At 72.7% G+C, this 26,643-nt stretch carries 24 protein-coding genes; 12 read left to right on the forward strand and 12 right to left on the reverse strand.

Features of this window, described 5'->3' with window-relative positions:
• Window positions 1-42: 42 nt before the first annotated feature.
• Entirely contained in the window at window positions 43-1,230 is a 1,188-nt protein-coding gene (locus OHS18_RS15705; protein WP_328617550.1) for a cytochrome P450, read from the reverse strand.
• Window positions 1,227-2,669: an MFS transporter gene (locus OHS18_RS15710; protein ID WP_328617551.1), complete on the reverse strand. Its 1,443-nt coding sequence runs from the start codon at window positions 2,667-2,669 to the stop codon at window positions 1,227-1,229. Before OHS18_RS15710 ends, OHS18_RS15705 begins: the two co-directional genes overlap by 4 nt.
• A gap of 151 nt (window positions 2,670-2,820) precedes the next feature.
• On the opposite strand from OHS18_RS15710, the gene OHS18_RS15715 reads away from it, so the two are divergent.
• The 5 genes from OHS18_RS15715 (at window position 2,821) to OHS18_RS15735 (ending at window position 7,411) form a co-directional block, all read left to right on the forward strand.
• A complete protein-coding gene (locus OHS18_RS15715; protein WP_328617552.1) occupies window positions 2,821-3,396 on the forward strand; it encodes a TetR/AcrR family transcriptional regulator in 576 nt (191 codons plus the stop codon).
• 180 nt (window positions 3,397-3,576) lie between these two features.
• Entirely contained in the window at window positions 3,577-4,599 is a 1,023-nt protein-coding gene (locus OHS18_RS15720) for an amidohydrolase family protein (protein ID WP_328617553.1), read from the forward strand.
• Between the two features lie 8 nt (window positions 4,600-4,607).
• On the forward strand, window positions 4,608-5,519 hold the full coding sequence (locus OHS18_RS15725; RefSeq protein ID WP_328617554.1) for an amidohydrolase family protein: 912 nt from the start codon (window positions 4,608-4,610) through the stop codon (window positions 5,517-5,519).
• A 26-nt stretch (window positions 5,520-5,545) separates the two neighbouring features.
• Window positions 5,546-6,895, forward strand: a complete 1,350-nt coding sequence (locus tag OHS18_RS15730) for an MFS transporter (RefSeq protein ID WP_328451909.1) — start codon at window positions 5,546-5,548, stop codon at window positions 6,893-6,895.
• A 78-nt stretch (window positions 6,896-6,973) separates the two neighbouring features.
• On the forward strand, window positions 6,974-7,411 hold the full coding sequence (locus OHS18_RS15735) for an ATP-binding protein (protein WP_328617555.1): 438 nt from the start codon (window positions 6,974-6,976) through the stop codon (window positions 7,409-7,411).
• 32 nt (window positions 7,412-7,443) lie between these two features.
• On the opposite strand, the gene OHS18_RS15740 is transcribed toward OHS18_RS15735, so the two are convergent.
• Complete coding sequence (locus OHS18_RS15740) at window positions 7,444-7,791, reverse strand: STAS domain-containing protein (protein ID WP_328451904.1); 348 nt, start codon at window positions 7,789-7,791, stop codon at window positions 7,444-7,446.
• Window positions 7,792-8,107: 316 nt separating this feature from the next.
• The gene (locus tag OHS18_RS15745) at window positions 8,108-8,938 is read right to left on the reverse strand and encodes a TauD/TfdA dioxygenase family protein (RefSeq protein ID WP_328451902.1); all 831 of its coding nucleotides are present in this window, start codon (window positions 8,936-8,938) and stop codon (window positions 8,108-8,110) included.
• Between the two features lie 125 nt (window positions 8,939-9,063).
• Between OHS18_RS15745 and OHS18_RS15750 the strand changes: the two genes are divergently transcribed.
• Window positions 9,064-10,056: a methyltransferase gene (locus OHS18_RS15750; RefSeq protein WP_328451900.1), complete on the forward strand. Its 993-nt coding sequence runs from the start codon at window positions 9,064-9,066 to the stop codon at window positions 10,054-10,056.
• Window positions 10,057-10,076: 20 nt separating this feature from the next.
• Here the strand turns inward: OHS18_RS15750 and OHS18_RS15755 are convergent, their stop codons facing one another.
• From OHS18_RS15755 to OHS18_RS15785, 7 genes are all read right to left on the reverse strand, one after another.
• Entirely contained in the window at window positions 10,077-11,312 is a 1,236-nt protein-coding gene (locus OHS18_RS15755) for an FAD-dependent oxidoreductase (protein ID WP_328451898.1), read from the reverse strand.
• Window positions 11,312-12,970: a prenyltransferase/squalene oxidase repeat-containing protein gene (locus OHS18_RS15760; protein ID WP_328617556.1), complete on the reverse strand. Its 1,659-nt coding sequence runs from the start codon at window positions 12,968-12,970 to the stop codon at window positions 11,312-11,314. The genes OHS18_RS15755 and OHS18_RS15760 overlap by 1 nt, the downstream gene beginning before the upstream one ends.
• The gene (locus OHS18_RS15765) at window positions 12,967-13,977 is read right to left on the reverse strand and encodes a UbiA family prenyltransferase (RefSeq protein WP_328617557.1); all 1,011 of its coding nucleotides are present in this window, start codon (window positions 13,975-13,977) and stop codon (window positions 12,967-12,969) included. Before OHS18_RS15765 ends, OHS18_RS15760 begins: the two co-directional genes overlap by 4 nt.
• A gap of 1 nt (window position 13,978) precedes the next feature.
• The gene (locus OHS18_RS15770; RefSeq protein WP_328617558.1) at window positions 13,979-14,971 is read right to left on the reverse strand and encodes a polyprenyl synthetase family protein; all 993 of its coding nucleotides are present in this window, start codon (window positions 14,969-14,971) and stop codon (window positions 13,979-13,981) included.
• Window positions 14,968-15,957 (reverse strand): aminotransferase class I/II-fold pyridoxal phosphate-dependent enzyme, encoded by a 990-nt coding sequence (locus tag OHS18_RS15775; protein WP_328617559.1) that lies wholly within the window; start codon window positions 15,955-15,957, stop codon window positions 14,968-14,970. The genes OHS18_RS15770 and OHS18_RS15775 overlap by 4 nt, the downstream gene beginning before the upstream one ends.
• Window positions 15,958-16,342: 385 nt before the next feature.
• Window positions 16,343-17,509 carry a glycosyltransferase gene (locus tag OHS18_RS15780; protein ID WP_328617560.1) on the reverse strand — a complete coding sequence of 389 codons (1,167 nt, stop codon included), beginning with the start codon at window positions 17,507-17,509 and terminating at the stop codon, window positions 16,343-16,345.
• Complete coding sequence (locus OHS18_RS15785; RefSeq protein ID WP_328451886.1) at window positions 17,500-18,264, reverse strand: FkbM family methyltransferase; 765 nt, start codon at window positions 18,262-18,264, stop codon at window positions 17,500-17,502. Before OHS18_RS15785 ends, OHS18_RS15780 begins: the two co-directional genes overlap by 10 nt.
• Before the next feature lie 225 nt (window positions 18,265-18,489).
• Here OHS18_RS15785 and OHS18_RS15790 point away from each other — a divergent pair, with 225 nt between their 5' ends.
• A complete protein-coding gene (locus OHS18_RS15790) occupies window positions 18,490-18,897 on the forward strand; it encodes a histone-like nucleoid-structuring protein Lsr2 (RefSeq protein ID WP_323331290.1) in 408 nt (135 codons plus the stop codon).
• 177 nt (window positions 18,898-19,074) lie between these two features.
• Here OHS18_RS15790 and OHS18_RS15795 read toward each other — a convergent pair whose 3' ends face one another.
• Window positions 19,075-19,659 (reverse strand): TetR/AcrR family transcriptional regulator, encoded by a 585-nt coding sequence (locus tag OHS18_RS15795; RefSeq protein ID WP_328451882.1) that lies wholly within the window; start codon window positions 19,657-19,659, stop codon window positions 19,075-19,077.
• Between the two features lie 205 nt (window positions 19,660-19,864).
• On the opposite strand from OHS18_RS15795, the gene OHS18_RS15800 reads away from it, so the two are divergent.
• The 5 genes from OHS18_RS15800 (at window position 19,865) to OHS18_RS15820 (ending at window position 26,578) form a co-directional block, all read left to right on the forward strand.
• The gene (locus tag OHS18_RS15800; RefSeq protein WP_328451880.1) at window positions 19,865-20,317 is read left to right on the forward strand and encodes a (2Fe-2S)-binding protein; all 453 of its coding nucleotides are present in this window, start codon (window positions 19,865-19,867) and stop codon (window positions 20,315-20,317) included.
• On the forward strand, window positions 20,304-21,266 hold the full coding sequence (locus OHS18_RS15805) for an FAD binding domain-containing protein (protein ID WP_328617561.1): 963 nt from the start codon (window positions 20,304-20,306) through the stop codon (window positions 21,264-21,266). The genes OHS18_RS15800 and OHS18_RS15805 overlap by 14 nt, the downstream gene beginning before the upstream one ends.
• Window positions 21,263-23,452 carry a xanthine dehydrogenase family protein molybdopterin-binding subunit gene (locus OHS18_RS15810; RefSeq protein WP_328617562.1) on the forward strand — a complete coding sequence of 730 codons (2,190 nt, stop codon included), beginning with the start codon at window positions 21,263-21,265 and terminating at the stop codon, window positions 23,450-23,452. The genes OHS18_RS15805 and OHS18_RS15810 overlap by 4 nt, the downstream gene beginning before the upstream one ends.
• A gap of 307 nt (window positions 23,453-23,759) precedes the next feature.
• Window positions 23,760-25,142 (forward strand): FAD-binding oxidoreductase, encoded by a 1,383-nt coding sequence (locus OHS18_RS15815; protein WP_328617563.1) that lies wholly within the window; start codon window positions 23,760-23,762, stop codon window positions 25,140-25,142.
• Complete coding sequence (locus tag OHS18_RS15820; protein ID WP_328617564.1) at window positions 25,139-26,578, forward strand: carboxylesterase/lipase family protein; 1,440 nt, start codon at window positions 25,139-25,141, stop codon at window positions 26,576-26,578. The genes OHS18_RS15815 and OHS18_RS15820 overlap by 4 nt, the downstream gene beginning before the upstream one ends.
• Window positions 26,579-26,643 lie beyond the last annotated feature (65 nt).

Consider the following 26,643-nt stretch of genomic DNA (forward strand, 5'->3'; position numbering starts at 1 on the left):
ACCGTCCCGCACCCGGCGCGTGCCGGGTGCGGGACGCGCCGCTCAGCCCCAGGCGAGCGGCAGCCGCAGCGGCCCGCGCGTCGAGAGCCCCCTCTTCCAGCCGATGCCGTCCTCACCGTCGGCCAGGCGCAGGTCCGGCAGCCGCCGGAGCAGGGTTTCCAGCGCCACCTGCAGTTCCATCCGGGCCAGCGGCGCGCCCAGGCAGTGGTGGGCGCCGTGGCCGAACCCGATGTGCGTCGCCTCCCCGCGCAGCAGGTCCAGCACCTCCGGGTCGGAGTACACCGCGTCGTCGCGGTTCGCCGACGCCAGCGCCGGCAGCACCGGCTCCCCCGCGCGGACCAGCACACCGCCCAGCTCGACGTCCTCCGTCGCGTAGCGCGCGATGCCCGCGCCGGTGCCGAGCGGGACGAACCGCATCAGCTCCTCGACCGCCTTCGGCACCAGGCCCAGGTCTGCGCGCAGCAGCGCCAGCTGACCCGGGTGCGTCAGCAGCGCGTAGACGAAGTTGGGAATCTGGGACGCGGTCGTCTCGTGGCCGGCCACCAGCAGCGTCTGCGCCAGCGACAGCAGTTCCTCCTCCGAGAGCCGGTCGTCTTCGTCGCGGGCCACGACCAGGGCGCCGAGCAGGTCGTCGTGCGGCGTCTCGCGGCGCTGGGCGATGAGGCCCGCCATGTACTCGCGCATCTTCGTCATCGCGTCGAGGACTTCGTCCGGCGTGAACTTCGTCGTCGAGAGGAACGCGTCCGACCAGACGCGGAAGTCGCCGCGGTCTTCGAACGGGACGCCGAGCAGCTCGCAGATCACCGTCACCGGGAACGGCAGCGCGAAGGCCTCCACCAGATCGGCCGGCGGCCCCTGGGTGAGCATCGTGTCGACGAGCCCGTCGGCGATCTCGCGCGCCCGCGCCCGCAGCGCGTCGATCCGGCGCATGGTGAACGCCTTCATCACCAGCCGCCGCAGCCGGCTGTGGTCCGGCGGGTCGAGACTGAGGATGTTGCCGGGCGGCGGCAGATGTGGACGCAGCCGCGGCTCGTCGCGACCGGTCGCCGCCGCGCGGCTGAAGCGCGGGTCGCCGAGGACCACCTTGACGTCCTCGTAGCGCGTCGCGAGCCAGGCCGGTTCGCCGTAGGGCATGGTGACGCGGCTCAGCGGCTCTTCGGTGCGCAGCTTCTCGAACTGCGGCTCGATGTCCAGCTTTTCCGGATCACTGAAGGGATAGGCCCTCGTCATCGAGACTCCTTCGTGGTTTCGCGGTGTCGGTACGGGACGAGCACGGCGGCGACGACCGCGAGGACGCAGATCGCGCCGGACACGGTGAACGCGGTGGTGTACGCGCCGACCGTGGGCAAGGGGAGGCGCGGCAGCAGGTTCGCGGCCAGGATCGCCGACGCCACCGCCGTGCCGATGGATCCGCCGATCGAGCGCAGTGTCTGGTTGACGCTGTTGGCGACACTCGTCTGCGCGGGGGTGACGCCGCTGTTGAGCAACGTCGGGATCGCGCCGAACGCCAGCCCCAGCCCGAGGCCGAGCAGGCCGGTCGCGACGTAGAAGTGCCAGTGCTCGGCGTGGAAGGCGAGCAGGAAGGCGAAGGTCGCGGTCGCGACGACCGTACCGAGCACCATCGGCCACTTCGGGCCGACGCGGCGGATCAGCATCGACACCGCGCCGGCGGCGAGCAGGGTGCCCGCGGTCATCGGCAGCAGCGTCAGGCCCGCGCCGAGCGCGTCGGAGCCGAAGCCGTAGCCGAACCGCCCGGGCGTCTGCACGAACTGGATCACCAGGATGAACGCGCCGTACATGCCGGCGCCGGTGAGGAAGGTGGCGATGTTGGTGCCGAGCACGACCGGCGTGCGCATCATCGCGATGTCGACCAGCGGCTCGCGCACGCGCCGCTCGACGAACACCCACCCGACCAGCAGCACGACGGCGCCGGCGAACAGCCCTAGCACGGTGGCCGAGCCCCAGCCCCAGGCCGGCCCGCGGTTGATGCCCAGCACCAGGCAGACCAGGCCGCCGGCGAGCGTCAGCAGCCCGAAGACGTCGACGTAGAACTTGCCGGCGGTCTCCGGCAGCCGGATCAGCGCGGCGGTGCCGAGCAGGCCGAGCGCGGTGACCGCGGCGGAGATCCAGAACATGCCCTGCGCCGAGACGCCCGCCTGCACCAGCAGGCCCGAGAAGAGCAGGCCCGCGCCCGCGCCGATGCCGGTGAGCGCGCTCAGCAGCGCGATGCTGGAAGGCACGCGTTCGGGCGGGAAGATCGACCGGACGATCCCGATCGCCAGCGGCATCGCGGCGAAGCCCATGCCCTGCAGCGCGCGGCCGGCCAGCACCACGCCCATCGACGTCGACACGGCGACCAGCACCGAGCCGAGCGTGGTCAGGGCGAGCGTCGCCATGAGGACGCGCTTGCGGCCGAGCTTGTCGCCGAGCGAACCGAGCAGCGGCGTGAAGACCGCCGCCGAGAGCATGTTGACCGTCACGACCCAGGAGACGTCGGCCATCGAGACGTCCAGCGACTGCGCGAGGCCGGACAGGATCGGCATGACCATGCTCTGCATGACGACGATCGCGAACGTCGAGAGCGCCAGCACCAGCAGCACCGCCGTCGGATGCGACTCCGCGCGCCGGGCGCGGCGCGCGGGCGCCGGGGCGGTCAGGGTGTCGGACACGGAAACCTCCGTTGTAGTCAACTGATGACTTACACGGTAGCCACGCACTGGAAATCAAGTCAACGAGTGACTACTTAACCGCGTGGTGATCACCCTCACAGGACGTTTGCGCTGGTCTACACTGCGAAAACCGACGAAACGGAGGCCGGCGATGGACACGGCGACACCGCGCGCCCGCCGCCGTGACGCGGCGGCGACCCGGGAAGCGCTGCTGATGGCGGCCCGGACACTGCTGAGCGAACACGGCGTCGAGGGCACAAGCACCCGCGACGTCGCGGCCCGGGCCGGGGTGAACCAGGCGCTGGTCTACCGCTACTTCGGGTCGAAGGAGAAGCTGTTCGCCGAGGCGGCGGACCGAGGCTGGGACTCCGCCGACACCATGACGAGGGACATCCCACTGAAGGACCTTCCCCGCGCGCTGCTGGAGCGCGCGTTGAACGTCGGCGCCGAGCACCCCGGCGGCCTGTCCGGCCTGGTGACCGCGGCGAACGACGACATGATCCGGGCCGTCGTGCGCGAGCGGATCGAGCGGGCGTTCGACGAGCAGCTGGCCCCGCGCCTGAGCGGGCCGGACCGCGCCCTGCGCGCGGAACTGCTGGCCGCGCTGATCACCGGGGTCGCGGTGCTGCGCGGCAAGGTGGGCACGAAGGCCCTGACCGCGGCGGACCGCGAGGCGCTCGGCGCGTACGTCGACCGCATGGCCGCCCCCCTCCTCGACCTGGACTAACCCACCTCCCCCAACCCAACGCCCGCTCACCGCCCACCCCCCAAACGCCACTTTCGCTACGAAAGATGCGGGGTTGTGGAGGGATTTCGGGGGATGTGGACAACTGGGCAGCGGCGGGTGTGGGAGAACTTTTCGTCGTAGATATTGTCAACAATTTCATCGACGATTAGGGTGCGAGTCATGCTCATCGACTGCCACGGGCACTACACCACCGCGCCGCCGGCGCTGGCCGCCTGGCGCGAGCGGCAGGTCGCCGCCCTCTCCGGCGGGCCCGCGCCGGCCCGCGCCGACCTGCGGATCAGCGACGACGACCTGCGCGAGACGATCGAGCCGAACCAGCTGCGGCTGATGGACGAACGCGGCATCGACCTGACGATCTTCTCGCCCCGCGCGTCCTTCATGGCCCACCACGTCGGGGACTTCGCGACGTCGTCCGCGTGGGCCGCGATCTGCAACGAGCTCTGCTACCGCGTCAGCGCGCTCTACCCCGGGCGGTTCGCACCGGCCGCGATGCTCCCGCAGTCCCCCGGCGTCGACCCCGCCACCTGCGTTCCGGAGCTCACGCGGTGCGTCGAGGAGTACGGCGCCGTCGCGCTGAACCTCAACCCCGATCCCTCCGGCGGGCACTGGACGGCGCCGCCGCTCACCGACCGGTCGTGGTACCCCGTCTACGAAAAGATGGTGGAGTACGACGTCCCGGCGATGATCCACGTCAGCACCAGCGTGAACCCCGCGTTCCACACCACCGGCGCGCACTACCTCAACGCCGACACGACGGCGTTCATGCAGCTGCTCCAGGGTGACCTGTTCGCGGACTTCCCCACCCTGCGGCTGGTCATCCCGCACGGCGGCGGCGCGGTGCCCTACCACTGGGGCCGGTTCCGCGGCCTCGCCATGGCACTGGGCAAGCCCACGCTCGAAGAACACCTGCTGGGCAACGTCTTCTTCGACACCTGCGTCTACCACCAGCCCGGCTCGGACCTGCTGTTCGACGTCGTCCCGGCCAAGAACATCCTGTTCGCCTCGGAGATGATCGGCGCGGTCCGCGACGTCGACCCGGGCACCGGCCACCACTTCGACGACACGCGCCGGTACCTCGAAGCCGCCGAACTGTCCGAAGAGGACTCGGCCGCGATCCGGGAGCACAATGCCCGCGCCGTCTACCCGCGTCTCGACGCCCTGCTCAAGCGCCAGGGGCGGTGAGGATCCCCATGACCGCGCCGAAAACCCCCGGCTGGCTCGACTGGTACGCGAACCCGTCGGAGCCGAAGTTCCGGCTCCCGCCCGGAACCGTCGACGCGCACTGCCACGTCTTCGGCCCGCAGGCCGAGTTCCCCTTCGCCCCCGAACGCAAGTACACCCCGTGCGACGGCGGCAAGGACGACCTGTTCGCCCTGCGCGACCACCTGGGCATCACGCGGACCGTGATCGTCCAGGCCACCTGCCACGGCGCGGACAACTCCGCCATGCTCGACGCCGTCCGCGCGGCGGACGGCCGGGCGCGGGGCGTCGCCACCGTGCGTCCCGACGTCAGCCAGCGCGAGCTGCGCGAACTCGACGCGGCGGGAGTGCGCGGCGTGCGCTTCAACTTCGTGAAGCGCCTGGTCGACGCGGCTCCGCACGAAGAGCTGAGCACCATCGCGAAGAAGATCGCGCCGCTCGGCTGGCACGTCGTCCTCTACTTCGAGAGCGCCGATCTGCCCGAGCTGGAAGGGTTCTTCGGCTCGCTGCCCACGCCGCTCGTCGTCGACCACCTGGGCCGGCCCGACGTCACACAGCCGGTGGACGGCCCCGAGTTCAGCCGCTTCCTGCGGTTCGCCGACCGCAACGACGTCTGGGTGAAGGTCAGCTGCCCCGAGCGCCTGACCGTCACCGGCCCGCCCGCCCTCGGCGGCGAGCGGCACGCCTACCGCGACGTCGTCCCGTTCGGCCGGCGCGTCGTGGCGGAGTTCCCCGACCGCGTGCTGTGGGGCAGCGACTGGCCGCACCCCAACCTCCTGGGCCACATGCCGGACGACGGCCTGCTGGTCGACTACGTGCCGCAGGTGGCGGTGACCGCCGAGCAGCAGCAGAAGCTCCTCGTGACCAATCCGACGCACCTGTACTGGCCCGGCACTGACTGACTGACGCCTGAGCGACAGGAACCCCCATGCAGCAAGCCAACTCCCTGAACCGGCTGAACCGCCTGCCGATCTCCCGGTTCCACAAGCTCACCCTGCTCGCCGTCTCGTTCGCCTACTTCTTCGAGTTCGCGGACATCAACAGCTTCGCCACCACCGCGCCCAAGCTGATCAAGCTGTGGGGCGTGACGGTCGACCAGGTCGCCTACGTCACCTCGCTGTCGTTCGTCGGGATGTTCTTCGGCGCGGTCATCGCCAGTGGCCTGGCCGACCGGTGGGGCCGCAAACGGGTACTGCTGTGGACCACCCTGTGGTTCGGCGTCTTCTCGTTCGCCGCCGTCTTCTCGTGGGACGTCGTGTCGCTGGGCGTGTTCCGCGTCCTGACCTCGGCGGGGCTCTCGGCGATGACCGTCGTGGCCGTCATCTACGTCAACGAGCTGTACCCGGCCACCAGCCGCGGCAAGTACCAGGCCTACGCGATCGTGATCGGCATCTGCGGCACCCCGGTCACCAACCTGATCGCCAGCGCCGTGGTGCCGATCAACGACTGGTCGTGGCGGCTGGTCTACCTGTGGGGCGCGCTCGGCGTGCTGCTCGTCTTCTTCACCCGCCACCTCAAGGAGTCGCCGCGCTGGCACGAGAGCCGCGGCGACCACGCCGAGGCGGACCGGCTGCTGCGGGAGATCGAAGAGCAGGTCGCCGCGGAGAAAGGACCGTTGCCCGAACCCGAGCCGCCGGTCGAAGAAGCTCCGGTGACGAAGGCGCCGCTCCGCCTCCTGCTGCAGAAGAAATACCTCTACCCCACCTTGTTGCTGACCGTCGTGTGGGTGACGCAGACGATCGGCTTCTTCGGCTACTCGAGCTGGGCGCCCACGCTGCTGGCCAAGGAGGGCTTCAGCGTCGAGAAGTCGGTGTTCTACGTGGCCCTCACCACCGTCGGCGCGCCGCTCGGGTCGTACCTGGCCGCCCTGGTCACCGACCGGTTCGAACGCAAGTGGTGCCTGGTCGCCTTCGGCGCCGTCATCGCGCTGTGCGGCCTGCTCTACGGCCTGACCTTCGACCCGGTCCTGATCGTGGTCTTCGGGTTCCTGGTGAACCTGTTCGAACGCGGCTACACCGCCCTCGGCTACGCGTACTCCCCCGAGCTGTTCGACACGCGGAGCCGCTCCCTGGGCACCGGCGTCTCCTACGGGCTCGGGCGGCTGTCGAACGCGGCCGGTCCCCTGATCGTGGCGGCGCTCTACAACGGCAGCGGCTACCAGAGCGTGTTCCTCTTCATCGCCGGTACCTGGCTGGTCGGCGCGGTGGTCCTGGCCGTGTTCGGCCCGCGGACCCGCCCGCGCACCCGGGCCGAACCCCATGTGCCGATTCGCGGGTAACCGCCGCCGCCCCGGGTAACCCTCCTCGGTAGAGGACGACGCACCCCCGGGTGCGCGCCCTCGGGAGGAGTCACCATCGTGCCTGTGAACTGGACCACGGCGGACCAGCCAGGCTGGCAGACCCTGGACGTGGCCGGCACCGACCCGTCCGGTCTCGCCGATGCCCGGATGTGGGCCGAGTCGAGGATGCACACCCTCGGCGACCCGCATCGGCTGGACGCGTTGTTGATCGTCGGAGAACTGCTGGACAACGCCTACCTGCACGCCGGCGGGCCGATCGAGCTGCGCCTGCGCTGCACCGGCGGGCCGTGCGAGGTGACCCTCGCGGTCGCCGACATCGGCACCGGGGAACCGCGGCTGCGGGTCCCCGGCCGGGACGGCGGTCGTGGCCTGCGGGTCGTCGACCAGCTGTGCCTCGCGTGGGGCGTGAGCCACCACGACGACGGCAAGCTCGTGTGGGCCCGCCTGCGCTGTGTGGATTCGGAAGAGCCCTGCCCGCGGGCCTGGGCGAACTAGCCTCGCGACACCCGCGGGCCGGACCAGCGGCGCTAGCGGGCCGTCAGGCCCGGCAGGAGCGTCAGCCAGGTCAGCGCCTCGGCGAGGTCGGCGTGCAGCGGCAGGGCGCGCTCCAGCCCGAGCACGCTCAGGGGGCGCAGCACCGCGCGGCTGCGAGTGACGACGGCGAAGGGCACGCCGGCCGCTTGCGCGTCGGCGGCGGAGTTGAGCAGCACGGTCAGCGCCCGGGCGGCGCAGAACGTCACGGCCGAGGCGTCGACGACCAGGGCGCGCGGCCGGAAAGCGAGCTCCCGCTCGAGGAGCCCGGCGAAATGCCCGATGACGCTGATGTCGAGCTCACCGGTCGCCGACAGCACGGCGGCGTCGGCGGTCGCGGTCACTTCGAAGCTCGCGACGGGCGCCGGGCCCGCGGGCCCTCTGGGACAAGGCAAGGGAAGAACGGTCATAGGCGAAGCCTCCTGGGGAACCGTGAGGCCAAACCGCTCGTGCACCAGTCCAGTCCCACACCGGCCCCTGACGGGGTCGTGGGTCTCGGGGTGCGACGGCTGCCGGTTGAACCGCTGCGTCCCGACCGTACCGCACGCCGGTGCCGGCGGCGGTGTGGCCCGACGGGCGGGACAGCTCACAGCGGCGTGTCGCCGGTGTCCGTTTCACCCGCCGGGCACGGGTGTTCACCCGCTGTCCACCGCCGGGACGTCAGCGTGACGTCGCCGCGCTGAGGCCGGTCCCCTCGTGGTGCGGCCAGCGCGGCTGCTCGCCCGCCGGCTTGTCGCCGAGGATCGTCACGCGGCGCCCGACCCGGCGGCCCGTGTAGTCGTTGACCGCGTAGTGCTGGGTGGCCCGGTTGTCCCAGACCGCGATCGCGCCCGGCTGCCAGTGGTAGCGGCAGACCCGCTGCGGGCTCTCGGAAACCTCGTACAGCTGGGCCAGCAGCGCGGCGCTTTCACCCGGCGTCAGCTGCGGGATCCGGCGGGTGAACATCCGGTTCACGTACAGGGACCTGCGGCCCGTCTCCGGGTGGGTGCGCACCACCGGGTGCTCGGCCTCGCTGCGGAACGAGCCGTTCGGGTGCTCGAAGACGTGCACCGCGGTCAGGCCGTCGACCAGGTCGCGCACCGGCGCGGAAAGCGCTTCATACGCGAGGTGCTGGTTGCTCCACATGGTGTCCCCGCCCGCCGGCGGGCATTCGACGAGCTGCAGCACGGAGGCGATCGGCGGCGACGCGCTGAACGTGACGTCGGTGTGCCAGACGTCGGCGCGGGCGCCCTGGTCGGAGTCGAGCACCACCAGTTCGTCGTGCCCGGGGAGTTTCGGCAGGAACGGGTGCACCTCGAGCTCGCCGAACCGGCGGCCGAACGCCTTGTGCGCCTCGGGATCGAGCCCGGCGGCGTCCGGGAAGAACAGCACGAGGTGGGTCAGCAGGAGGTCCCGCACCTCGGCGAACGCGGCGTCGGACAGCTCCGCCAGCGGCACGCCGCGCACCTCCGCGCCGAGGGCGCCGGAAATCGGCCGGACGTCGAACTCCATGATTCTTCCCTTTCGTTTTCCGGGCAGGACAAAATACGATGTCGTCGCGCAAAAGAATGGTTGACCGAAACGGGTTCGCGGTGCGATCGTGGTGGAGCCCGATCACCCCCGCCGAAAGGACGCCGATGCCGAACGACGCCGCCGCCGAGCTCGCCCGCCTGGTCGACCTGGCGACCCCGTTCGCGATCCGCGCCGCCATCGCGCTGCGGCTGCCCGAACTGGTCGCCGGCGGCACCACCACGACCGCGGACCTGGCCGCCGCCAGCGGATCCGACGCCGACTCCCTCGACCGGCTGCTGCGGCACCTGGTGAACGTCGGCCTCTTCAGCGCCGACGCCGGCGAATACGGGCTCACCGACCTGTCGCGCGAACTGCTCGGCGAGCAGCAGCGCTGGCAGCGCGGCTGGCTCGACCTCGACGGCCCCGGCGCGAAAATGGATCTCGCCTACAGCGGAATGCTGCATTCGGTCCGCACCGGCGAATCCGCGTACGGAAAGGCACACGGCGTCGATTTCTGGACCGATTACCAGCGTGACGAAAAACTGCGCTTGTTCTTCGGCGCGATCATGGCGGCGCACGCCTGGCAGACCGGCCCGGCGGTGGCCGCCGACTACGACTGGAGCACGGTGACCCGGGTCCTCGACGTCGGCGGCGGCATCGGCGCGCTGCTGAGCGAAGTCCTGCTGAAGCACCCGCACCTGCACGGCGCGGTCCTGGACCTGCCGCCGGTGCGCCCGGAAGCCGAGCGGTCCCTGGCGGACGCGGGCCTGGCCGACCGGGCCGGGTTCGTCGGCGGCAGCTTCTTCGACCCGCTGCCCACGGGCTACGACGTGCTGCTGGTGTCGCGCGTGCTGACCGACTGGAACGACGAGGACGCGGCGCGGATCCTGCGCCGCTGCGGCGAGACCGGCGCGCGCGTCGTCGTGGTCGAGGTGCTGGCCGGGACGGAGCACGCGAAGAACAACTCGTCGTTCGACCTGCAGTCGCTGACCCTGCTGGGCGGCCGGGAACGCACGATCGAGGACTTCCACGCTCTCGCGGCGTCGGCGGGCCTGGCGGTCCGGAGCACCCACGAAGGCCAGGGCGGCCTGGTCGTCGTGGAGTGCGCCGCCGCTTGAGAGCCCCGCCGGGGCCGCCGTCATGCCCAGGCCGGGAGGCGGCGGCCCCGCGGGTCCGGCAGCACTCCCAGCTGGTGCAGCCGGTCGACCGGGTTCAGCGGGTGCACGCCCAGGCCGGACATCGTGTGCATCACCGTGTAGCGGATGCGGTTGTTGCCGCCGGTGCCGCGCAGGGCCCGGCGGCCCGCGACCCGGCCGACCCACGAGAGGTCCGTGATCATCCGGGCCGCGTTGTGGCTCGTGCGGCCGATCTGGGTCAGGTTCCCGCGGCGGGCCACGTCGTAGCGGGCCAGCGCGTGGTCGACGACCGCCGGGGCGAGGGAGCCGCCTTGGCGCAGCATCGAGGCCAGTTCGTGCGCGTCCGCGACGGCGCTGTTCATGCCCTGCGCGGCCATCGGGTGCACGGCGTGGCCGCTCTCCCCGGCCAGCGCCAGCCCGGGCACGGACAACGCGCCGGCGAGGAACCGGGACACCGGCAGCAGCTGACGGCCGCCGAGGTTCGCGTGGATCGCGTCGGCGAGCGGGGCGAGCGCGGGCGTCTCACGCACCAGGCCGTCCGCCCACGAGGTCAGGCCGTCGGTGTCGAGGCCGCGCAGTTCGTCCGGGCCGACCTGGGCGTAGAGCCGGACGCGGCCGCCGGGCAAGGGGTAGCGCAGCCGCAGGCCGCGTTCGGTGACGTAGGCGGAGAAGTCCGGCTCGACCGCGGGCGCGTCGTGCAGCTCGAACGCCGCCAGCCGGTGCGGGTAGTCGTGCCGCCGCGCCTCGATGCCCGCCTCCCGCCGCAGGCGCGACGAGAGGCCGTCGGCCGCCACGACCAGCGCCGCCTCGACGTCCTCTCCGGACAGCCGCACGCCCGTGACCCGGCCGGCCGAACGCAGCAGTCCCTCGACGAGCACGCCGCGCCGGAAGTCCACTGTGGACGGCAGCGACTTCGTCAGCGCTTCCAGGATCGCCGGGTAGTCGTGGGCCAGCAGCCACGGCCGCTCGACGGGCAGCCGGCCGTACTCGAGGGCCATCTGCGGCGCCCCGGCCGCGTCCCGCGCGACGAGCGTCCCCAGCCGCAACGCTCCCTCGGGCGTCGCACCCCACTCGTCGAGGATCGCCAGTGATCCGGGTTGCAGCACCTCGCCCTTCGCGACCGGCTTCACGGCGTCCTGCTTCTCGGCCAGCAGCACGCGGTGCCCGAGCCGGCCCAGCGCGCACGCGGCGGCCAGCCCGGCGACCCCGGCGCCGCAGACGACGGCGTCGTACCCCATCAGCCGGCCACCTTCCGGTAGCGGGCCAGGGCTTTCAGCGCGAGACCGTGGGCGAGCGCGGGGTTCGGGTAGCGGCAGACGTGCCGCACGTACTCGTTGACGTTCGCCGCGGCCCACCCGCCGCCGGGGTGCCGCTGTGCCAGCAGCCATTCGACGCCGGGCCGGACGACGGCGGCGTCCGCACCGGCGGCCAGCAGCGCCGACACCGCCCAGCCGGTCTCCTCGACGGTGCCGGGACCACCCGCGCCGGTGCCCCACGAGCCGTCGGCCAGCCGGGTGCGTTCGAGCCACTCACGCGCGCGCCGCGCGGGGAGCGAGCCGGGCTGCCCCGCCTTGGCGAAGGTCTGCAGCACGGCGGAAGTCCCCGCGGTGTGCATCCGGTACCAGACGGATTCGAAGCTGCCGTCGGCCTGTTGCGCCTTCCCCAGCCAGCTCAGCGCCCGGCGCACGCGCCGGTCGTCGGCCGGGACGCCGGAGTCGAGCAGCCCGTCGACGGCCTGGGCGGTCATGTGCGGGCACGGACCGCTGTTGGCCACCTTGGTGTTGCGCACGCACAGCCCCCACGAACCGCGGGTGTCCTGCTGCAGCGTCAGCCAGGTGACGCCGCGGCGGATCGCGCCGGCCTGGTCGTCGCCGGGCAGGTGGCCCAGCGCCGAGACGATCTCGCCGGTCTCCAGCGTCGCGGGCCAGCCGCGGGTGCCCGACCAGCCCCAGAACCCGGGCGGGCAGCCGAACGCCGTGAACGGCCGATCCTGCTGCAGGCGCAGGAAAAGCTCCTTGACGGCGATCAGGCGCGGGTCGGTGGCGTAACCGGCTTCGAGCAGGCCGGCGGTCGCGTACATCGACCACGTCAGGTCCAGCGGCCCGCTCGCCCACGAGCCGTCGGGGGCCATCATCCGGCGGAACCAGCCGACGGCGGCGGCCACCATGTCGTCGCCGAGCCCGGCCCGGGCCAGGCCGGCGCAGACCAGGCCGGTCACCCAGGCGTCCTCGCACCACGCGCCGGTGCTGCCCTCGTGCTCGTAGACCTGGCGGATCGCGGCCAGCGCGTTCGGCTCGGCCTTCCGGGACAGCGTTTTCTGCAGCCGGGTCAGCGGCTTGTGCCGGCTCTGCGCGAGGCCGAGCGCGTACACCATCGGCACCCGCAGGTCGAAGAGCTTGCGCGACAGGCCGGGCAGCAGCGCGAGCTCCAGCGGGAAGCGGCGCATCTCCTCGGGCGCGAGCCAGCCCGCGAAGCCGTAGAACTGGCGGCACCACGCGACGACCTCGGCGTGCGGGATCGCGTCCAGGCCACCGAACCCGCGCAGCCACGCCTGGCCCGCGTCCACCTCGGCGGCGTTGTCTTCGGGGCCGGTCAGGTGCAGCACGGCCGAGGCCACGGCGGTCGGCCCGGCTTCGGACGCCTCGCCGGGCACCATCGCCCAGCCGCCGTCCGCGGCCTGGGTGCGCTTGAGCCAGCCGACGCCCGCCTCGATCAGATCGGCCGCGCCGCCGGGGTCGGCGAAGTGGAGCGCGCACACCGCGCCGACCGTGCCGAGGGTCGAGGTCAGGCTGCTGCCGCCGTAGTCGAAGACGCCGTCCGCGCGCTGGGCCGCGAACAGCGCTTCGGCGCCTTCGGCGATCGCCTCGGTGAGCTGGTCGGCGCGCACGGACGTCATGCGGTGTCCTTTCCCCCGGCCGGAACCGGGAACTCGTGGCGGGAACGCATCAGGGCCTGGGTGACGAGCGAAAAGGCGAGGACCGGCGCGGCCAGCGCGAGCGCGAACCGGGCGCCGGCGGCCCCGGCGACGACGGCCGCGGCGAGCACCAGCCGTTCGGCGACGAGCAGTTCGTGGGCCCGCAACGCGGTCCGCGCGGGCACGGAATCCCGGCGCGGCAACGGCAGGAAGGCGACGGCACCGACACCCGCCGCCACCGCGGTCAAGACGAGCCGGGCGATCGGGTCATCGGCGACAAGAGTGGAGAGCGCGATCAGGGCGACCCCGGCGGCGTACAGCCCGAGCGCGAGCCGGACGGCGTGGCGGAAGCCGTGCTCGACCGGCACCGAGCGGTAGCCGCCCGCGCGGTCGCCGTCGACGTCGCGGAGCGTGCCGACGAGGTTGGACGCGGTGTCGTGCAGCAGGAACCCGGCCGCGACGGGCAGCAGCGCCCACGGCGGCCACGGCGCGGCGACCATCGCGCCGATCGCCAGGGCCAGCGCGGTCAGGAACCCGCGGGAGGCGTTGCCGGCCAGGCCGCGTTTCTTGAACACCTTGCTGTAGCCGACGATCCCGGCCATCGCCACGACGAACAACGGCACGATCCGCCAGTTCGCCGTGACGAGCAGCACGGCCGACACCGCGGCGCACGCGAGGCCGCCGGCGAGTGCCGCTTCGGCCGACAGCCGGCCCGACGGGATCGGCCGGTGGGGTTTGCCGATCGCGTCCAGCCCGCGGTCGAAGTAGTCGCCGAGGTAGTGCCCGGACAGCCAGCCGAGCGCGGGCGCGAACGCGGCGACGAGCAGCACGGCGGCCCCGGTCCCGCCCGCGACCGTGGCCCCGGCCACGCCGAGCAGCGCGGGGTAACACGTCGTGTAGGGCCGCCACGTCTGCACGTGGGCGACGGCGGTGCGGCCGGCCCGCCGCACCACGGCCGGGACCACCCGGGTGCCCGCGGCGGTCGTCACCTCAGTGGTCCCGGTTCACGGCGAGGTCGGCGATCGCGGCCAGCAGGCCGGCGGCGTCCGCGACCGGCAGGACGCCGAGGTCCGCCTTGGCCCGCGCGGCTTCTTCGCGAGCCCCCGTCACGGCCAGGTCGAGGGCCCCGCTGGAGACGAGCACCTCCCGCAGCGTGTCGTGGGCGGCCTCGGGACGCAGGTCGCCGGACAACGCGCGTTCGACACCGCGGCGCTCGGCCGCCGAGCCTTCGCGGTGGGCGAGCAGGACCGGGTACGTCGGCCGGAGGTTGGCCGCGTCGCTCGTCCCGGGTTTCCCGGTGACGGCCGGATCGGCGAGGAACGGCAGCAGGTCGTCGTACATCTGGAAGGCCAGGCCCGCGTGCTCGGCGAACGCCGTGACGACGTCGGCCTGCGCGGGCGAGCCGCCGCCGAGCAGCGCGCCGGCCCGGCAGGCGCCGCGGAAGAGCGCGCCGGTCTTGAGCGAGGCCATCTCGAGGTAGGCGTCGAGCCCGCTGCCCGCCACGCCCGGTCCCGGCGGCACGAGCAGCGCCTCCTGGACCTGGCCGCGGCACAGGTCTTCGCCGGCCCGGGCCAGCACGCGCACCGCGGCGACGACGGCGGCGTCGGGCGCCGCGCAGTCCGCGACCGCGCCGAACAGGCCGAGGATCAGCGCGTCGCCGGTGACGATGGCGTCGGCCACGCCGTAGCGCGCGTGCACCGACGCCCGGCCGCGGCGCAGGTCGTCACCGTCGATGATGTCGTCGTGCACCAGGGACGCGACGTGCAGGTATTCGACGGCGAGCGCGGCGGGCAGCACGTCGTCGCGCGCCCCGCCGACGGCCTCGGCCGAGGCGACCAGCAGCAGGGGGCGGAGCAGCTTGCCCGGCGAGAGCAGGGCGTACCGGGCGATCTCGTCGAGGCGGTCGCCGGTGGCGGGCCGCTGTTCGAGGGCGCGGCGCACCTCGGCCGTGGCGGAGGTGGTGTCGCTGATCAGGGCGGTCATCCGGCGAACTCCTTGGCCAGCATCAGGACGGCGTCGTTGGCTTCGGGCGTGCCGGTGCTCACCCGCACCCCGGCGCCGCCGATTTCCCGGACCACGACGCCGTTCGCGGCCAGGTGGTCCACAAAGGACTTGTTGCGCCCGCCCAGCCGCAGCCAGAGGAAGTTGCCGCCGCTCGGCGGCACGTCCCAGCCCAGTTCCCGCAGGCCCGCGCGGACGCGGTCGCGTTCGGCGGCGACCTCGGCGCAGCGCTCGCGCATGACGTCGTCCGCTTCCAGCGCCGCGAGCGCGGCCGCCTGGGCGACCGTGGGAACGCGGTAGAACGGGAGCGTGGGCCGCACCGGGGCGGCCACGGCTTCGGCCGCGACGAGGTATCCGACCCGCAGGCCGAGCAGGCCGTGCGACTTGGAGAACGTCCGGACGACGGCGACCCGCTCGTCGGTGGCGGCGAGCGCGAGGCCGTCGGCGAGCGCGGCCGGGTCGGCGAACTCGCGGTAGGCCTCGTCGATCAGCACGAGCACGTGCGGCGGCAGCGCGTCGAGGAACGCCCGGAGTGCGTTCTCCCCCAGCACTTCCCCGGTCGGGTTGTTCGGGTTGCACAGCAGCACGACCCGCGTCTCCGGCGTGACGGCCGCGGCGAGCGCGGCCAGGTCCTGGTGATCACCGGGCGACGGCACCGCGACCGGCTCGGCGAACGCGTTGCGGATCAGCAGCGGGTACAGCTCGAACGACGGCCGGGCGTGCACCACCCGCCCGGCCCCGGCGTGCGCGGCGAGGAACTGCTGCAGCAGCGCCCCGGAGCCGGCGCCGGCCACCACCCGGGCCGGGTCGAGGGCGTGGCGCCGGGCGATCTCCGCGGTCAGCCCGGTCGCCAGCGCGTCCAGCGTGCGGTGGATGTCGGCCAGGCTTTCTTCGATCGCGTGACGCACTCCGGGCAAGGGCTCGGAATGGTTTTCGTTCAACGAGAGCTGGTGTTCGATCTCGGGCACGTGGTCAGCCTTTCCCGCACCGTGCGCGGGCCTTTTCCGCCCGTCGCCGAATTTCGGATTGCCGCCACATCGAGTGTGCTGCTCACCGGAACGGCCTGTCAAGACGCCGTTCGCCTTCTGTCCGCCAGCAGGGGAAACGGGCCAGGAACCGCGTTTTCACTAGGGGAAGTACCAGACTTTTTGTGCTACCCGCAGAATGGCGTCGTATAATCGCGCGCGTCACGGAAACAATCGTGAAACGCCCAGGAAACACGGATTTTCCGGCACCTTCGGGAAAGCGCGGCACGGTCACGGTTCCGCCGGCAGCCGGCGCCGTGTCGGCCGTTCCGGGCGACGTGAACCGACTTTGCCGGGGTCCCTGATCTCAGCGGGCTCCCGAGGTCACTCAGGAAAGCGCGGCGAGATCCTCGGCGAGGACGTCGAACCCGGGCAGGTCCCCGGCCGGCCGCGCGAACTCCGCAGCCCGCTCACCGAACCCGGGGGCGAGCACCCGCGAACACGCCGCGGCCAGCGTTTCGGGCGTCGCCTCGGCCGGGTCCACGGCCAGGCCGAGCCCCAGCTCGGCGATCCGGCGGGCGTTGGCCGGCTGATCGGCGAACAGCGGCAGGACCACCATCGGCGTCGCCGCCCGCAGCGCCTCCTGGACGCCGCCGAAACCGCCGTGCGACAGGAAGAGCGACGCCCGGCCGAGCAGCCGCGCCTGCGGGGCGAACGGCACGATCCGGACGTTCGACGGCCGCGGCCCGGTCCACTCACCGGGTCCGGTCGACAGCACCGCCGGCCCCGGCAGCTCGCCGAGAGCCAGAGCCATCGCGGCCAGTAACCGGGACGCCTCCGGCACCACCGTATGGGCGACCGTGCCGAGCCCGGCGACGGCCAGCGGCGCGAAGCCGTCGTCCGGCGCGCCCGGATCGTCCGTGCGGTAACACCGCAGCGAGGGCCGGCGCTCCGGGTACCACGCCGCCGGGACGACGCCGGCGAGCAGCCCGTCGTTCGGGCGCAGCGGGTCGTCGGCCGGAGCGGCGCCGAGGGCGGCCAGCTCGGCGTTGAGCGTGTCGTGCAGGAACGGCAGGTGCGCGGCGGTGAACGGCGCGATGTCGAGCACCGCGCGCGGCAACCCGAGCTTCACGGCGGCGAGGTAGCCGCCGAACTCGTTGCACTCCCGCACGAGCACGTCCGGCCGCCACCTCTCCGCCGCCGCGATCAGGTCGCGCGCGAAGATCCCGGCCAGCGGCCCGGCGAACGCCTTGGTCAGCGCGCCCGGTTCCTCCCGGGCGCGGGCGGTGTCGGCGGCCTCCTCGTCCTCGGCGCCCGGCATTCCGGGGCTCGCCAGCACGGCGGGGTCGGCGAGGAGCTGCTCCAGGGTGCGGACGTGGGGCAGCGGCACGTGCTCGACGCCGTGGCGCGCGAGTTCGTCCGCCATCGCCGGGGCGGTGGCGACGGCGACCGCGTGCCCGGCCTTCCGCAGCGCCTTCGCCACCGGCACGAGCACCGGTACCAGGTGCGAGTAGTAGGGCAGGCACGTCAGCAGGACCCGGGCGCTCACCGCCACGCCCGCACGGTCTCGGTGCCCAGCCCGGCGAGGACGCCGCCGGGGCGCTCGGCGGTGACGGTGAAGCCGCGCGCGGCCAGCAGGTCGCGGATCCGCGGGCCGTCGTGCTGCGTTTCCAGCACGACCTGCCGGACGCGCGGCCAGTCGGCGTCGTCGATTCCCGCGAGCACGTCCGCTTCGGCTCCTTCGACGTCGATTTTCAGCAGGTCGACAGCGCCGGTGAAGCCGGTCCGGGCGAGCACGGCCGAAAGGGGCTCGACCGGCATCCGCACTTCGTGGGCGGTCGCGAAGATGCGTTCGCGGTATTCACGTTCGGCCGCCGTTCCCGGCAACCGGCCGACGTCGGCCTTCAGCTCCGGGTAGCGCGTCGAATTGCCCGGGACGTCTTCGAAATAGGTGAACGCGACTTCGCCTTCCGCCCGCGCGCCGAGCGCCGCCCGCAGCGGGGTGACGCCGTCGCAGCCGGGCCGGGCGAGGTTGGCTTCGAGCGCCGCGTACGTCGCGGGCATCGGCTCGATCGCGAGGACCCGGGCCCGCGGGTACCGCGTCTTGACGAAGAGGCTGAACAGCCCCACGTTCGCGCCGGCGTCCACCACCACCGCGTCGTCGTGGAGGGTGATCCCGTCCCGCAGGTAGCAGTTGTCGCGGAAGATCTCATCGTGGATGAAGCCGATCTCAGCCGTGTCCCCTGACGTGCTCTGCGGCACGTAGCAGCCGAAACCGGCTTCGAGTTCGACGTACCGAAGCGGTGTCATCCGGCCATCCTCTCTCGTTTCCCCGGCGCCGGACCACCCGCTACCCGGCAAAGTGTGGCCGGAACCCGAGACAAAGGAGCGAATTTTATCGACACTTGATTAGCTCATTCGTTCAACGGCATACGCGCCGGTATGTCGACTGCTACGCTCCACAGTGGATCGGGCATTTATCGTGCGTTCGGTCACAGTCGCACTACGAGACATCAACGTTCAAGGAGCAGCCCCATGGCCCAGAAGGTCCTCGTCGAAATGCTGGACGACATCGACGGCAGCCCGGCCAGCCACACCGTTCCGTTCGGTCTCGACGGCGTCAGCTACGAGATCGACCTCTCGGACGACAACGCCGCCGCGCTGCGCGAGGAGCTCTCCCGGTTCATCGCGGCGGGCCGCAAGACGGGTGGCCGCAAGGTGCGCGTCGCGACCGGCCAGTCGACGGCGGCGAGCTCGGCCGACCGCGAGCGCTCGCGCGCGATCCGCGCCTGGGCCAACGAGAACGGCTACGACGTCTCCGAGCGGGGCCGCCTGTCCTCGGAGATCGTCAACGCCTACGACGAGGCGCAGCTGCAGGCCGCCGCCCCGGCGCCGGCCCGCAAGCGCGCGCCGCGCAAGAAGGTCGCCGCCGCGAAGAAGTAATGCCGTGCCGGCCGATCACTGGGGAGCGATCACGAAGGCCGATCCACCGGCGGCGAGGACTCAGCTCACTCGCCGCCGGTGGATATCCTTCGCACCGGACCGGCCGATTTCCCGGAAACGGGAACCGGACAGCCGTTGTCATTCCGCAGCTCACCGCGCCGGAAATGCCGCGGGGATTCAGCAGCGGCGTCCGTCGCCGGGCGCGGCCATTCCCCGCCACAGCAGATCCGCCAGGTCCGCCGCGTGCCGCCGCCACTCCCCGTTCGGGTCGAGGTAGAGCAGGCCGCCGAGGCCGCGCAGCACGGTCACCGGGTCCAGGTCCGCGCGGACCGCGCCCGCCTCGGTGTTCGCCTTCAGCAACGTCGTGACCGCGCCGACCATCGACTCGTACGCGCTCGCCGGCAGCTCGCCGCGGGACGCCGTCGCGGTGCGCAAGGCGTCCGCCAGGCCGCGCTTGGTCATCATGTAGTGCGCCAGGTGGTCGGTCGCCCAGACGCGGAACGCCTCGTGCGGCGCGTACTTGTCCAGCAGCACCGGCACGACGTCGACGAGGTGCCGCACCTCACGCTCGTAGACCGCCAGGATCAGCGCCTCCGGCGTCGGGAAGTGCCGGTACACCGTGCCGACACCGACTTCGGCGCGCTTCGCGATCGCGTTGAACGAGACGTCGCCCGTGGCGGCGAGGGACTCGGCGGCCGCGACGAGGATGCGTTCGTGGTTGCGCCGGGTGTCCGCGCGCCGGGGGCTGACCGATCCCGTCATCGTCCCTCCCGGTGGTCGTCCGTCTCCGCTGAATGTAGTGCAGTGCGGCCCTGACCTGGAGCAACTCCAGCTTTCGGGCTCGTTGCGAAGCGGATTGTAATCCGCTAACCTCGCGAAGAGGTGAAGCGGATGAGTATCCGGTACACCTGGCTCCCACCACGACGCCGTTCAGGCTCCCACCCGGACGATCTGCGGAAAGAGACCAGTGGACATCTCCCTCCAAGTCAATGGCAATACCGAGCACCTGGACGTCGAACCCGGCGTCACCCTGCTCGACGCGCTGCGCGAGCGCCTCGACGTCACCGGCCCGAAGAAGGGCTGTGACCGGGGCCAGTGCGGCGCCTGCACCGTGCACGTCGGCGGCCGGCCCGTGCTCTCGTGCCTCACCCTCGCCGCCGCCGTGAAGAAGCCGGTGACCACCGTCGAAGGTCTGTCCACAGGGGACGACCTGCACCCGGTGCAGCGGGCGTTCGTGGACCAGGACGCGCTGCAGTGCGGGTTCTGCACCTCCGGGCAGATCATGTCGGCGGTCGCGGCCGTCGAGCAGGATGTCACCGACGTGCGCGAATTCATGTCCGGGAACCTCTGCCGGTGCGCGGCCTACCCGAACATCGTCGCGGCCGTCCAGCAGGCGAGGCGGGCCGATGCGTCCCTTTGAGCTGACCGCGCCCACCACGCTGGACGACGCGCTCGCCACGCCCGGCACCTTCCTCGCCGGCGGCACGACGCTCGTCGACCTGATGAAGCTGAACGTCCTCACCCCGCAGCACGTGCTCGACATCAACGACGTCCCGCTGCGCGGCATCGACACCGTCGACGGGCTGCGCTTCGGCGCGCTGGAGCGGATGAGCGACATCGCCGCGCACCCCGGCGTGTACCCGGCGATCTCCCGCGCCCTGCTGCTGAGCGCGTCCCAGCAGATCCGGAACATGGCCAGCATCGGCGGGAACCTGCTGCAGCGCACCCGCTGCTCGTACTTCCGCGACGTCGCCACGCCGTGCAACAAGCGCGTCCCCGGCAGCGGCTGCCCGGCGCTCGAGGGCGCCAACCGGATGCACGCGATCCTCGGTACCAGCGACTCCTGCGCGGCGACCCACGCGAGTGACGTCGCCGTCGCGCTGGTCGCGCTCGACGCCGAGCTGCGGCTGGCCGGCCCCGCCGGCACCCGCACGGTGAAGCTGGCCGACTTCTACCGCGTGCCGGGCGACACGCCCGAGGTGGAAAACGATCTGCGCACCGGCGAGCTGATCACCGAGGTCGTCGTCCCCCGCCTGGACTGGGCGGCGAACTCCACCTACGTCAAGGTGCGCGACCGGCAGTCCTACGAGTTCGCGCTGTGCTCCGCCGCGGTCGCGCTGGACGTCCGGGACGGCGTCGTCGCCGACGCCCGGGTCGCCGCGGGCGGCGTCGGGACCGTGCCGTGGCGGCTGCCCGCCGTCGAAGACGCCTTGCGCGGCAAGCCCGCGACGCAGGCCTCCTTCGAGGAGGCCGTGTCCGCGGCCGCCGACGGCGCCCGGCCGCTGTCCGAAAACGCTTTCAAGGTGCCCCTGCTCAAGCGGACGCTCATCCGGGCGCTGCTCGAACTGACCGAGGAGACCGCCCGATGACCGCCGCCCGTCTCGACGCGCCGGTGAAGGTCACCGGCCGGGCCAAGTACGGCGCCGACCACAACGTGCCCGGCATGGTCTACGGCTACGTCGTGCTCAGCACGGTCGCCCACGCCGAGCTCGAAGCCATGGACGTCACGGCGGCGAAGAGCGCGCCCGGCGTGCTCGGCGTGTACTCGCCGTTCGATCCGCTGGAGCTGCGCACCCCGGTCTCGCCGCTGTTCGGCGAGACGTGGGTGCCCATGCAGACCAAGGAAGTCGCCTACTACGGCCAGGCGATCGGCTTCGTCGTCGCGGAGACCTTCGAGCAGGCCCGCGACGCGGCGATGCTCGTCGACGTCAGCTACCGCGTCCGGCCGGCGCTGACGTCGCTGGAAGAGGGCCTCGCCACGGCCGAGGACGCCCCGCCGGGCCGGGACGGCACCCCGGCGACGTTCGAAGTCCTCGAAGACGGCGTCGAATCCTTCGACGACGCGCTGGCGGCGAGCCCGGTGGTCGTCGAAGCGACCTACCACACGGCGACCCAGAACCACGCCGCGATGGAGCCGCACTCGGCCGTCGCGGTCTGGGACGACGGCGTGCTGACCGTCTACAGTGGAAACCAGGGCGCGCACCTGCAGGCCCAGGAACTGGCGAGCGCGCTCGACCTGCCCCCGGAAGCCGTGCACGCGGTGAACCCGTACGTCGGCGGCGCGTTCGGCGGCAAGGGCCGCACGTCCGCGCCGGCGTTCCTCGCCGCGGCCGCGGCGAAGGCGCTCGACCGGCCGGTGAAGGCCGCGCTCACCCGCGAGCAGGTGTTCACCGCGACCGCGGGCCGCGCGGCGACGGTCCAGAAGATGACCCTCGGCGCCGAACGGGACGGCACGCTCGTCGCCCTGCGCCACGACTCCTGGTGCAGCACCGACGCCCACCGCGCGTTCGTCGAGCCGACGTCGCACGGCACGTCCCGCGAGTGGTACGCGACCCGCAACCTGCACATCAGCCAGAAGGTCGTGCCGCTGAACATCCCGCCGACGACGTTCATGCGGGCGCCGGGCGAGGCCCCCGGGTCGTTCGCGCTGGAGAGCGCGATCGACGAGCTGGCCGTGGCGCTGGACATGGACCCGATCGAGCTGCGCATGCGCAACAACTCGACCGCGCCGCCGGGGCACGACCTGCAGTGGTCGAGCAAGCACCTCGACGAGTGCTTCCAGATCGGCGCGCAGCGGTTCGGCTGGGCGCAGCGCCGGCCGCGGGGACACACCGACGGCGACTGGCAGGTCGGCCTCGGCACGGCCACGGCGATGTTCCCCGCGCTGCGGTTCCCCACGACCGTCGGGATCACCCTGCGGGACGACGACACGGCCGTCGTCGCGACGAGCGGTGCGGACCCCGGCACCGGCCTGCTGACCGTGCTTTCCCTGGTGGGCGGCGAATCGCTGGACATCGCGCCGGAGAAGATCGAGCCGCGGCTCGGTGACTCGTCGCTGCCGCCGGGCGGCCTGTCCGGCGGCTCGACGGCGACGGCGAGCGTGGGCACGGCCATCATGATCGCCGCGACCAAGGCGATCGACGAACTGGTGGCGCTCGCGGCCGATCCCGGCGCGCCGTTCGCGGGCGCCGAGGTCACCTACGCCGACGGCCGCGTGCTGGCCGACGGGAAGTCGATGACGTTCGGCGAGCTCCTGCGCGCCGTCGGCCGGCCGGCGCTCGAGGTCACCGGCTCGTCGGCGCCCGGCGAGGAGCTGACGAAGCACTCCTTCAGTTCTTTCGGCGCGCAGTTCTGCGAGGTCCGCGTGCACCAGTGGACCCGCGAGGTGCGGGTGTCGCGCATGCTCGGCGTGTTCGACACCGGCCGGATCATCAACGCGCGGGCGGCACGCAGCCAGCTGATGGGCGGGATGATCTGGGGCCTGTCGGCCGCGCTGCACGAGGGTCTCGGGATCGAGGCGAACGGCCGGCTCGCCAACGGCGACTTCGCCAGCTACCTGCTCCCGGTGAACGCGGACATCCCGGAGGTCGACGTCCACTTCGTCGAGTACCCGGACACGCTGCACAACGCCGTGGGCGCCAAGGGGCTCGGCGAGATCGGCACGGTCGGCATGGCCGCCGCGATCGCCAACGCCGTGCACAACGCCACCGGCGTCCGGGTCCGGCACATCCCGATCACCATCGAGGACCTGCTGGCGGAGGCTAAGCCGCAGTAGCGATCCCGGCGGCCGCTCCCGATGACACGCTCGACGTCGCCGGGAGCGGCCGCCGCCGTTCCGCGGCGCGGCGGCGGGGCGTCCACATAGGACACTTCGCGGCCGGGCCCCGGCCCGGCGACCTCGCGTGGTGTCACCGCGCGGTGCCGGAAAGTCACGTCCATCTGCTGGGTTGCTTTACAGAACTGACTCCTTCGGGGCGCCCCTCCCGGCCGTTACCCTTCCGCGACGATCACGGGCCGATTCGCCCATGACGCGACGGGTCCGCCGTCCTAGGCTGACGGGCGACAAAAGGAGTCCCCCGAGAATGCTGATCGACGACCTGGCCGCCGCCCTGCCGGCCGACCGCCTGGTCCGCGACCCGGACGTGCTGCGGAGTTTCGCCCACGACGAAGCCGAATGGGCGCCCCACGGGCAGCCCGCCGTCGTGGTCCGGCCGCACACCGCCGAAGAGGTCCAGACCGTGGTGCGGCAGTGCGTCCGGCACCGCACGCCGCTGGTCCCCCGCGGCGCCGGCACCGGGCTGTCCGGTGGCGCGAACGCCGCCGACGGCTGTGTGGTGCTGGTGACCGACCGGCTGCGCGCGATCAAGGAGATCGACGAGCAGGAACGGCTCGCGGTCCTCGAGCCCGGGGTGGTCAACGACGACCTGCGCGCGGCCTGCGCCGAGCGCGGGCTCTGGTACCCGCCGGACCCGGCGAGCTCACCGTGGTCGACGATCGGCGGCAACGTGGCGACCAACGCCGGCGGCATCTGCTGCGTGAAGTACGGCGTCACCCGCGACTACGTCCTCGGCCTGCAGGTCGTCACCGGCACCGGCGAGCTCGTCCGGCTCGGCCGCCGCACCGCGAAGGGCGTGGCGGGTTACGACCTGGCCGGGCTGATGGTCGGTTCCGAAGGCACGCTGGGCGTCATCACCGAGATCACCGTGCGGCTGCGCCCGGCGCGGGCCGCGGAACGGACGGTGGCCGGCTACTTCGACACGACGGTCGCGGCCGGGGAAGCCGCCGCGGCGGTCGCGGCGCGGGGCGTGCTGCCCTCGGCGCTCGAACTCGTCGACCGGCACTGCCTCGCCGCGGTCGACGCGTGGAAGAACATGGGCCTGAGCGCGGACGCGAACGTCGTGCTCCTGGGCCGCACCGACGCGCCCGGCGCGCAAGGCGAGCACGAAGCCGCCGTGCTGCTCGAATGCTTCGAACAGGCCGGGGCGACGTGGGCCGCGCAGTCGTCCGACCAGGCCGAGGCCGACGCGCTGTTCGACGCCCGGCGCCTCGCCTACCCCGCGCTGGAACGGCTCGGGCCGGTGCTCACCGAGGACGTCTGCGTGCCGACGCAGGCGGTGCCCGAGATGCTCGCCCGGATCGACCGGGCCGCGCTGCGCCACGACGTCGTGATCGCCAACATCGCGCACATCGGCGACGGCAACCTGCACCCGCTGCTGGTGACCCCGCCCGACGACGAGACCGCGCGGAAGAACGCCCAGGCCGCGTTCGACGACATCATCTCCGACGCGCTCGACCTCGGCGGCACGGTCACCGGGGAGCACGGTGTCGGCCTGCTCAAGCGACCCGGCCTGACGCGGGAGCTCGGCCCGGCCGTGCTCGAGCTGCACCGCGCGGTCAAGCGGGCCCTCGACCCGCACCAGATCTTGAACCCCGGCAAGGTTTTCCACGAAGGGACCCCCGCATGACCGAGCCCGTCGTCCCCACCACGTCCGGCGCGGTCCGCGGCGAGCTCACCGCCGCCGGCGTCGCCCGGTTCCGCGGCATCCCGTACGCCGCGGCGCCCGAGGGCGAACTGCGGTTCGCCGAGGCCGTGCCGGCGCCTCCGTGGGAAGACGTCCGCGACGCGCGCAGACCCGGGCCGACCGCTCCGCAGCGCCACCGCGACCTGCCCGGTTTCGACCTCGACCCCGTCGTCGGCCCCGGCTGGCGGCCGGGGCCGGAGTACCTGACGGTCGACGTCTGGACGCCGGACCCCGGCGCGGCCGCGCTGCCGGTGCTCGTGTTCGTGCACGGCGGCGCGTTCATCGGCGGCACCGGCTCGGCCTCGGTCTACGACGGCACGGCGTTCGCGCGGGCCGGGGCGATCCTGGTGACCGTGCAGTACCGGCTCGGCATCGACGGGTTCCTGCCGCTGGACGGCGGTGTGACGAACCTGGGCCTGCGCGATCAGCTGGCGGCGCTGAAGTGGGTGCGGGAGAACATCGCGGCGTTCGGCGGTGATCCCGAAAACGTCACCCTGTTCGGCGAGTCCTCCGGCGCGGTGAGCGTCGCGTGCCTGCTGGCCTCGCCGCTCGCGACCGGGCTGTTCCGCCGGGCCATCGTCCAAAGTGGACATCCGGACATGGTGCGCGGGGTCGTCGAGGCACGGCGGCTCGCCCGGGTCATCGCCGACGAGCTGCACGTCGAGGCCACCGCGGAGGCGTTCCGCAAGGTGTCGACCGAGCAGCTGCTCGACGCCCAGGACGCGGTGCTGCGGCCGGGCGGCGCGCCCGACCTGCGCGACGCGCTGGGTTACGACCGCGGTTACGGGCTCAGCCCGTTCCTGCCGATGGTCGGCGACGACGTGCTGCCGCAGCACCCGGGCAAGGCGATCAAGGCGGGCGCGGGGGCCGACGTCGACCTGATCGTCGGCAGCTGCCGCGAGGAGATGCGGCTCTACCTGGTGCCGACCGGCGTGCTCGAAGCCGTCACCGACGACCAGGCGATCGCGTCGCTGGCCGTGTCGCACCCCGACCCGGCCGGCGTCCTGCACCGCTACGGCCTCGGCGGGGACCGCGTGGCGGGCGAGGTGCTCGTCGACGCGCTGACCGACCTCGTCTTCCGCGACTCGGTGCGGGACCTGGCCGAGAACCACGCCGGGCGCACCTACCGCTACGAGTTCGAGTGGCGCTCCCCGCTGCTCGACGGCCGGATGGGCGCGTGCCACGGCCTGGAGCTCCCCTTCGTCTTCGACGCGCTCGACGGGCTGTCCGGGCCGCGCGGCCTCCTCGGCGAGCACGCGCCGCGGCAGCTGGCCCACGACCTGAACGGCGCCTGGTACCGCTTCGCCACCACCGGCTCGCCGGGCTGGCTGGCCTACACCGGCGAGGACACGACGTTCCACGCGGGGGCCACCTACTGATCACCTCCCGGCCGCCCGCTCGTACGGCGGGCTTTGGTCCACCAGGGCAGACTTGTCACCCGGAC

The organism is Amycolatopsis sp. NBC_00355, assembly GCF_036104975.1.
In the GTDB taxonomy this organism is placed as follows: Bacteria; Actinomycetota; Actinomycetes; order Mycobacteriales; family Pseudonocardiaceae; genus Amycolatopsis.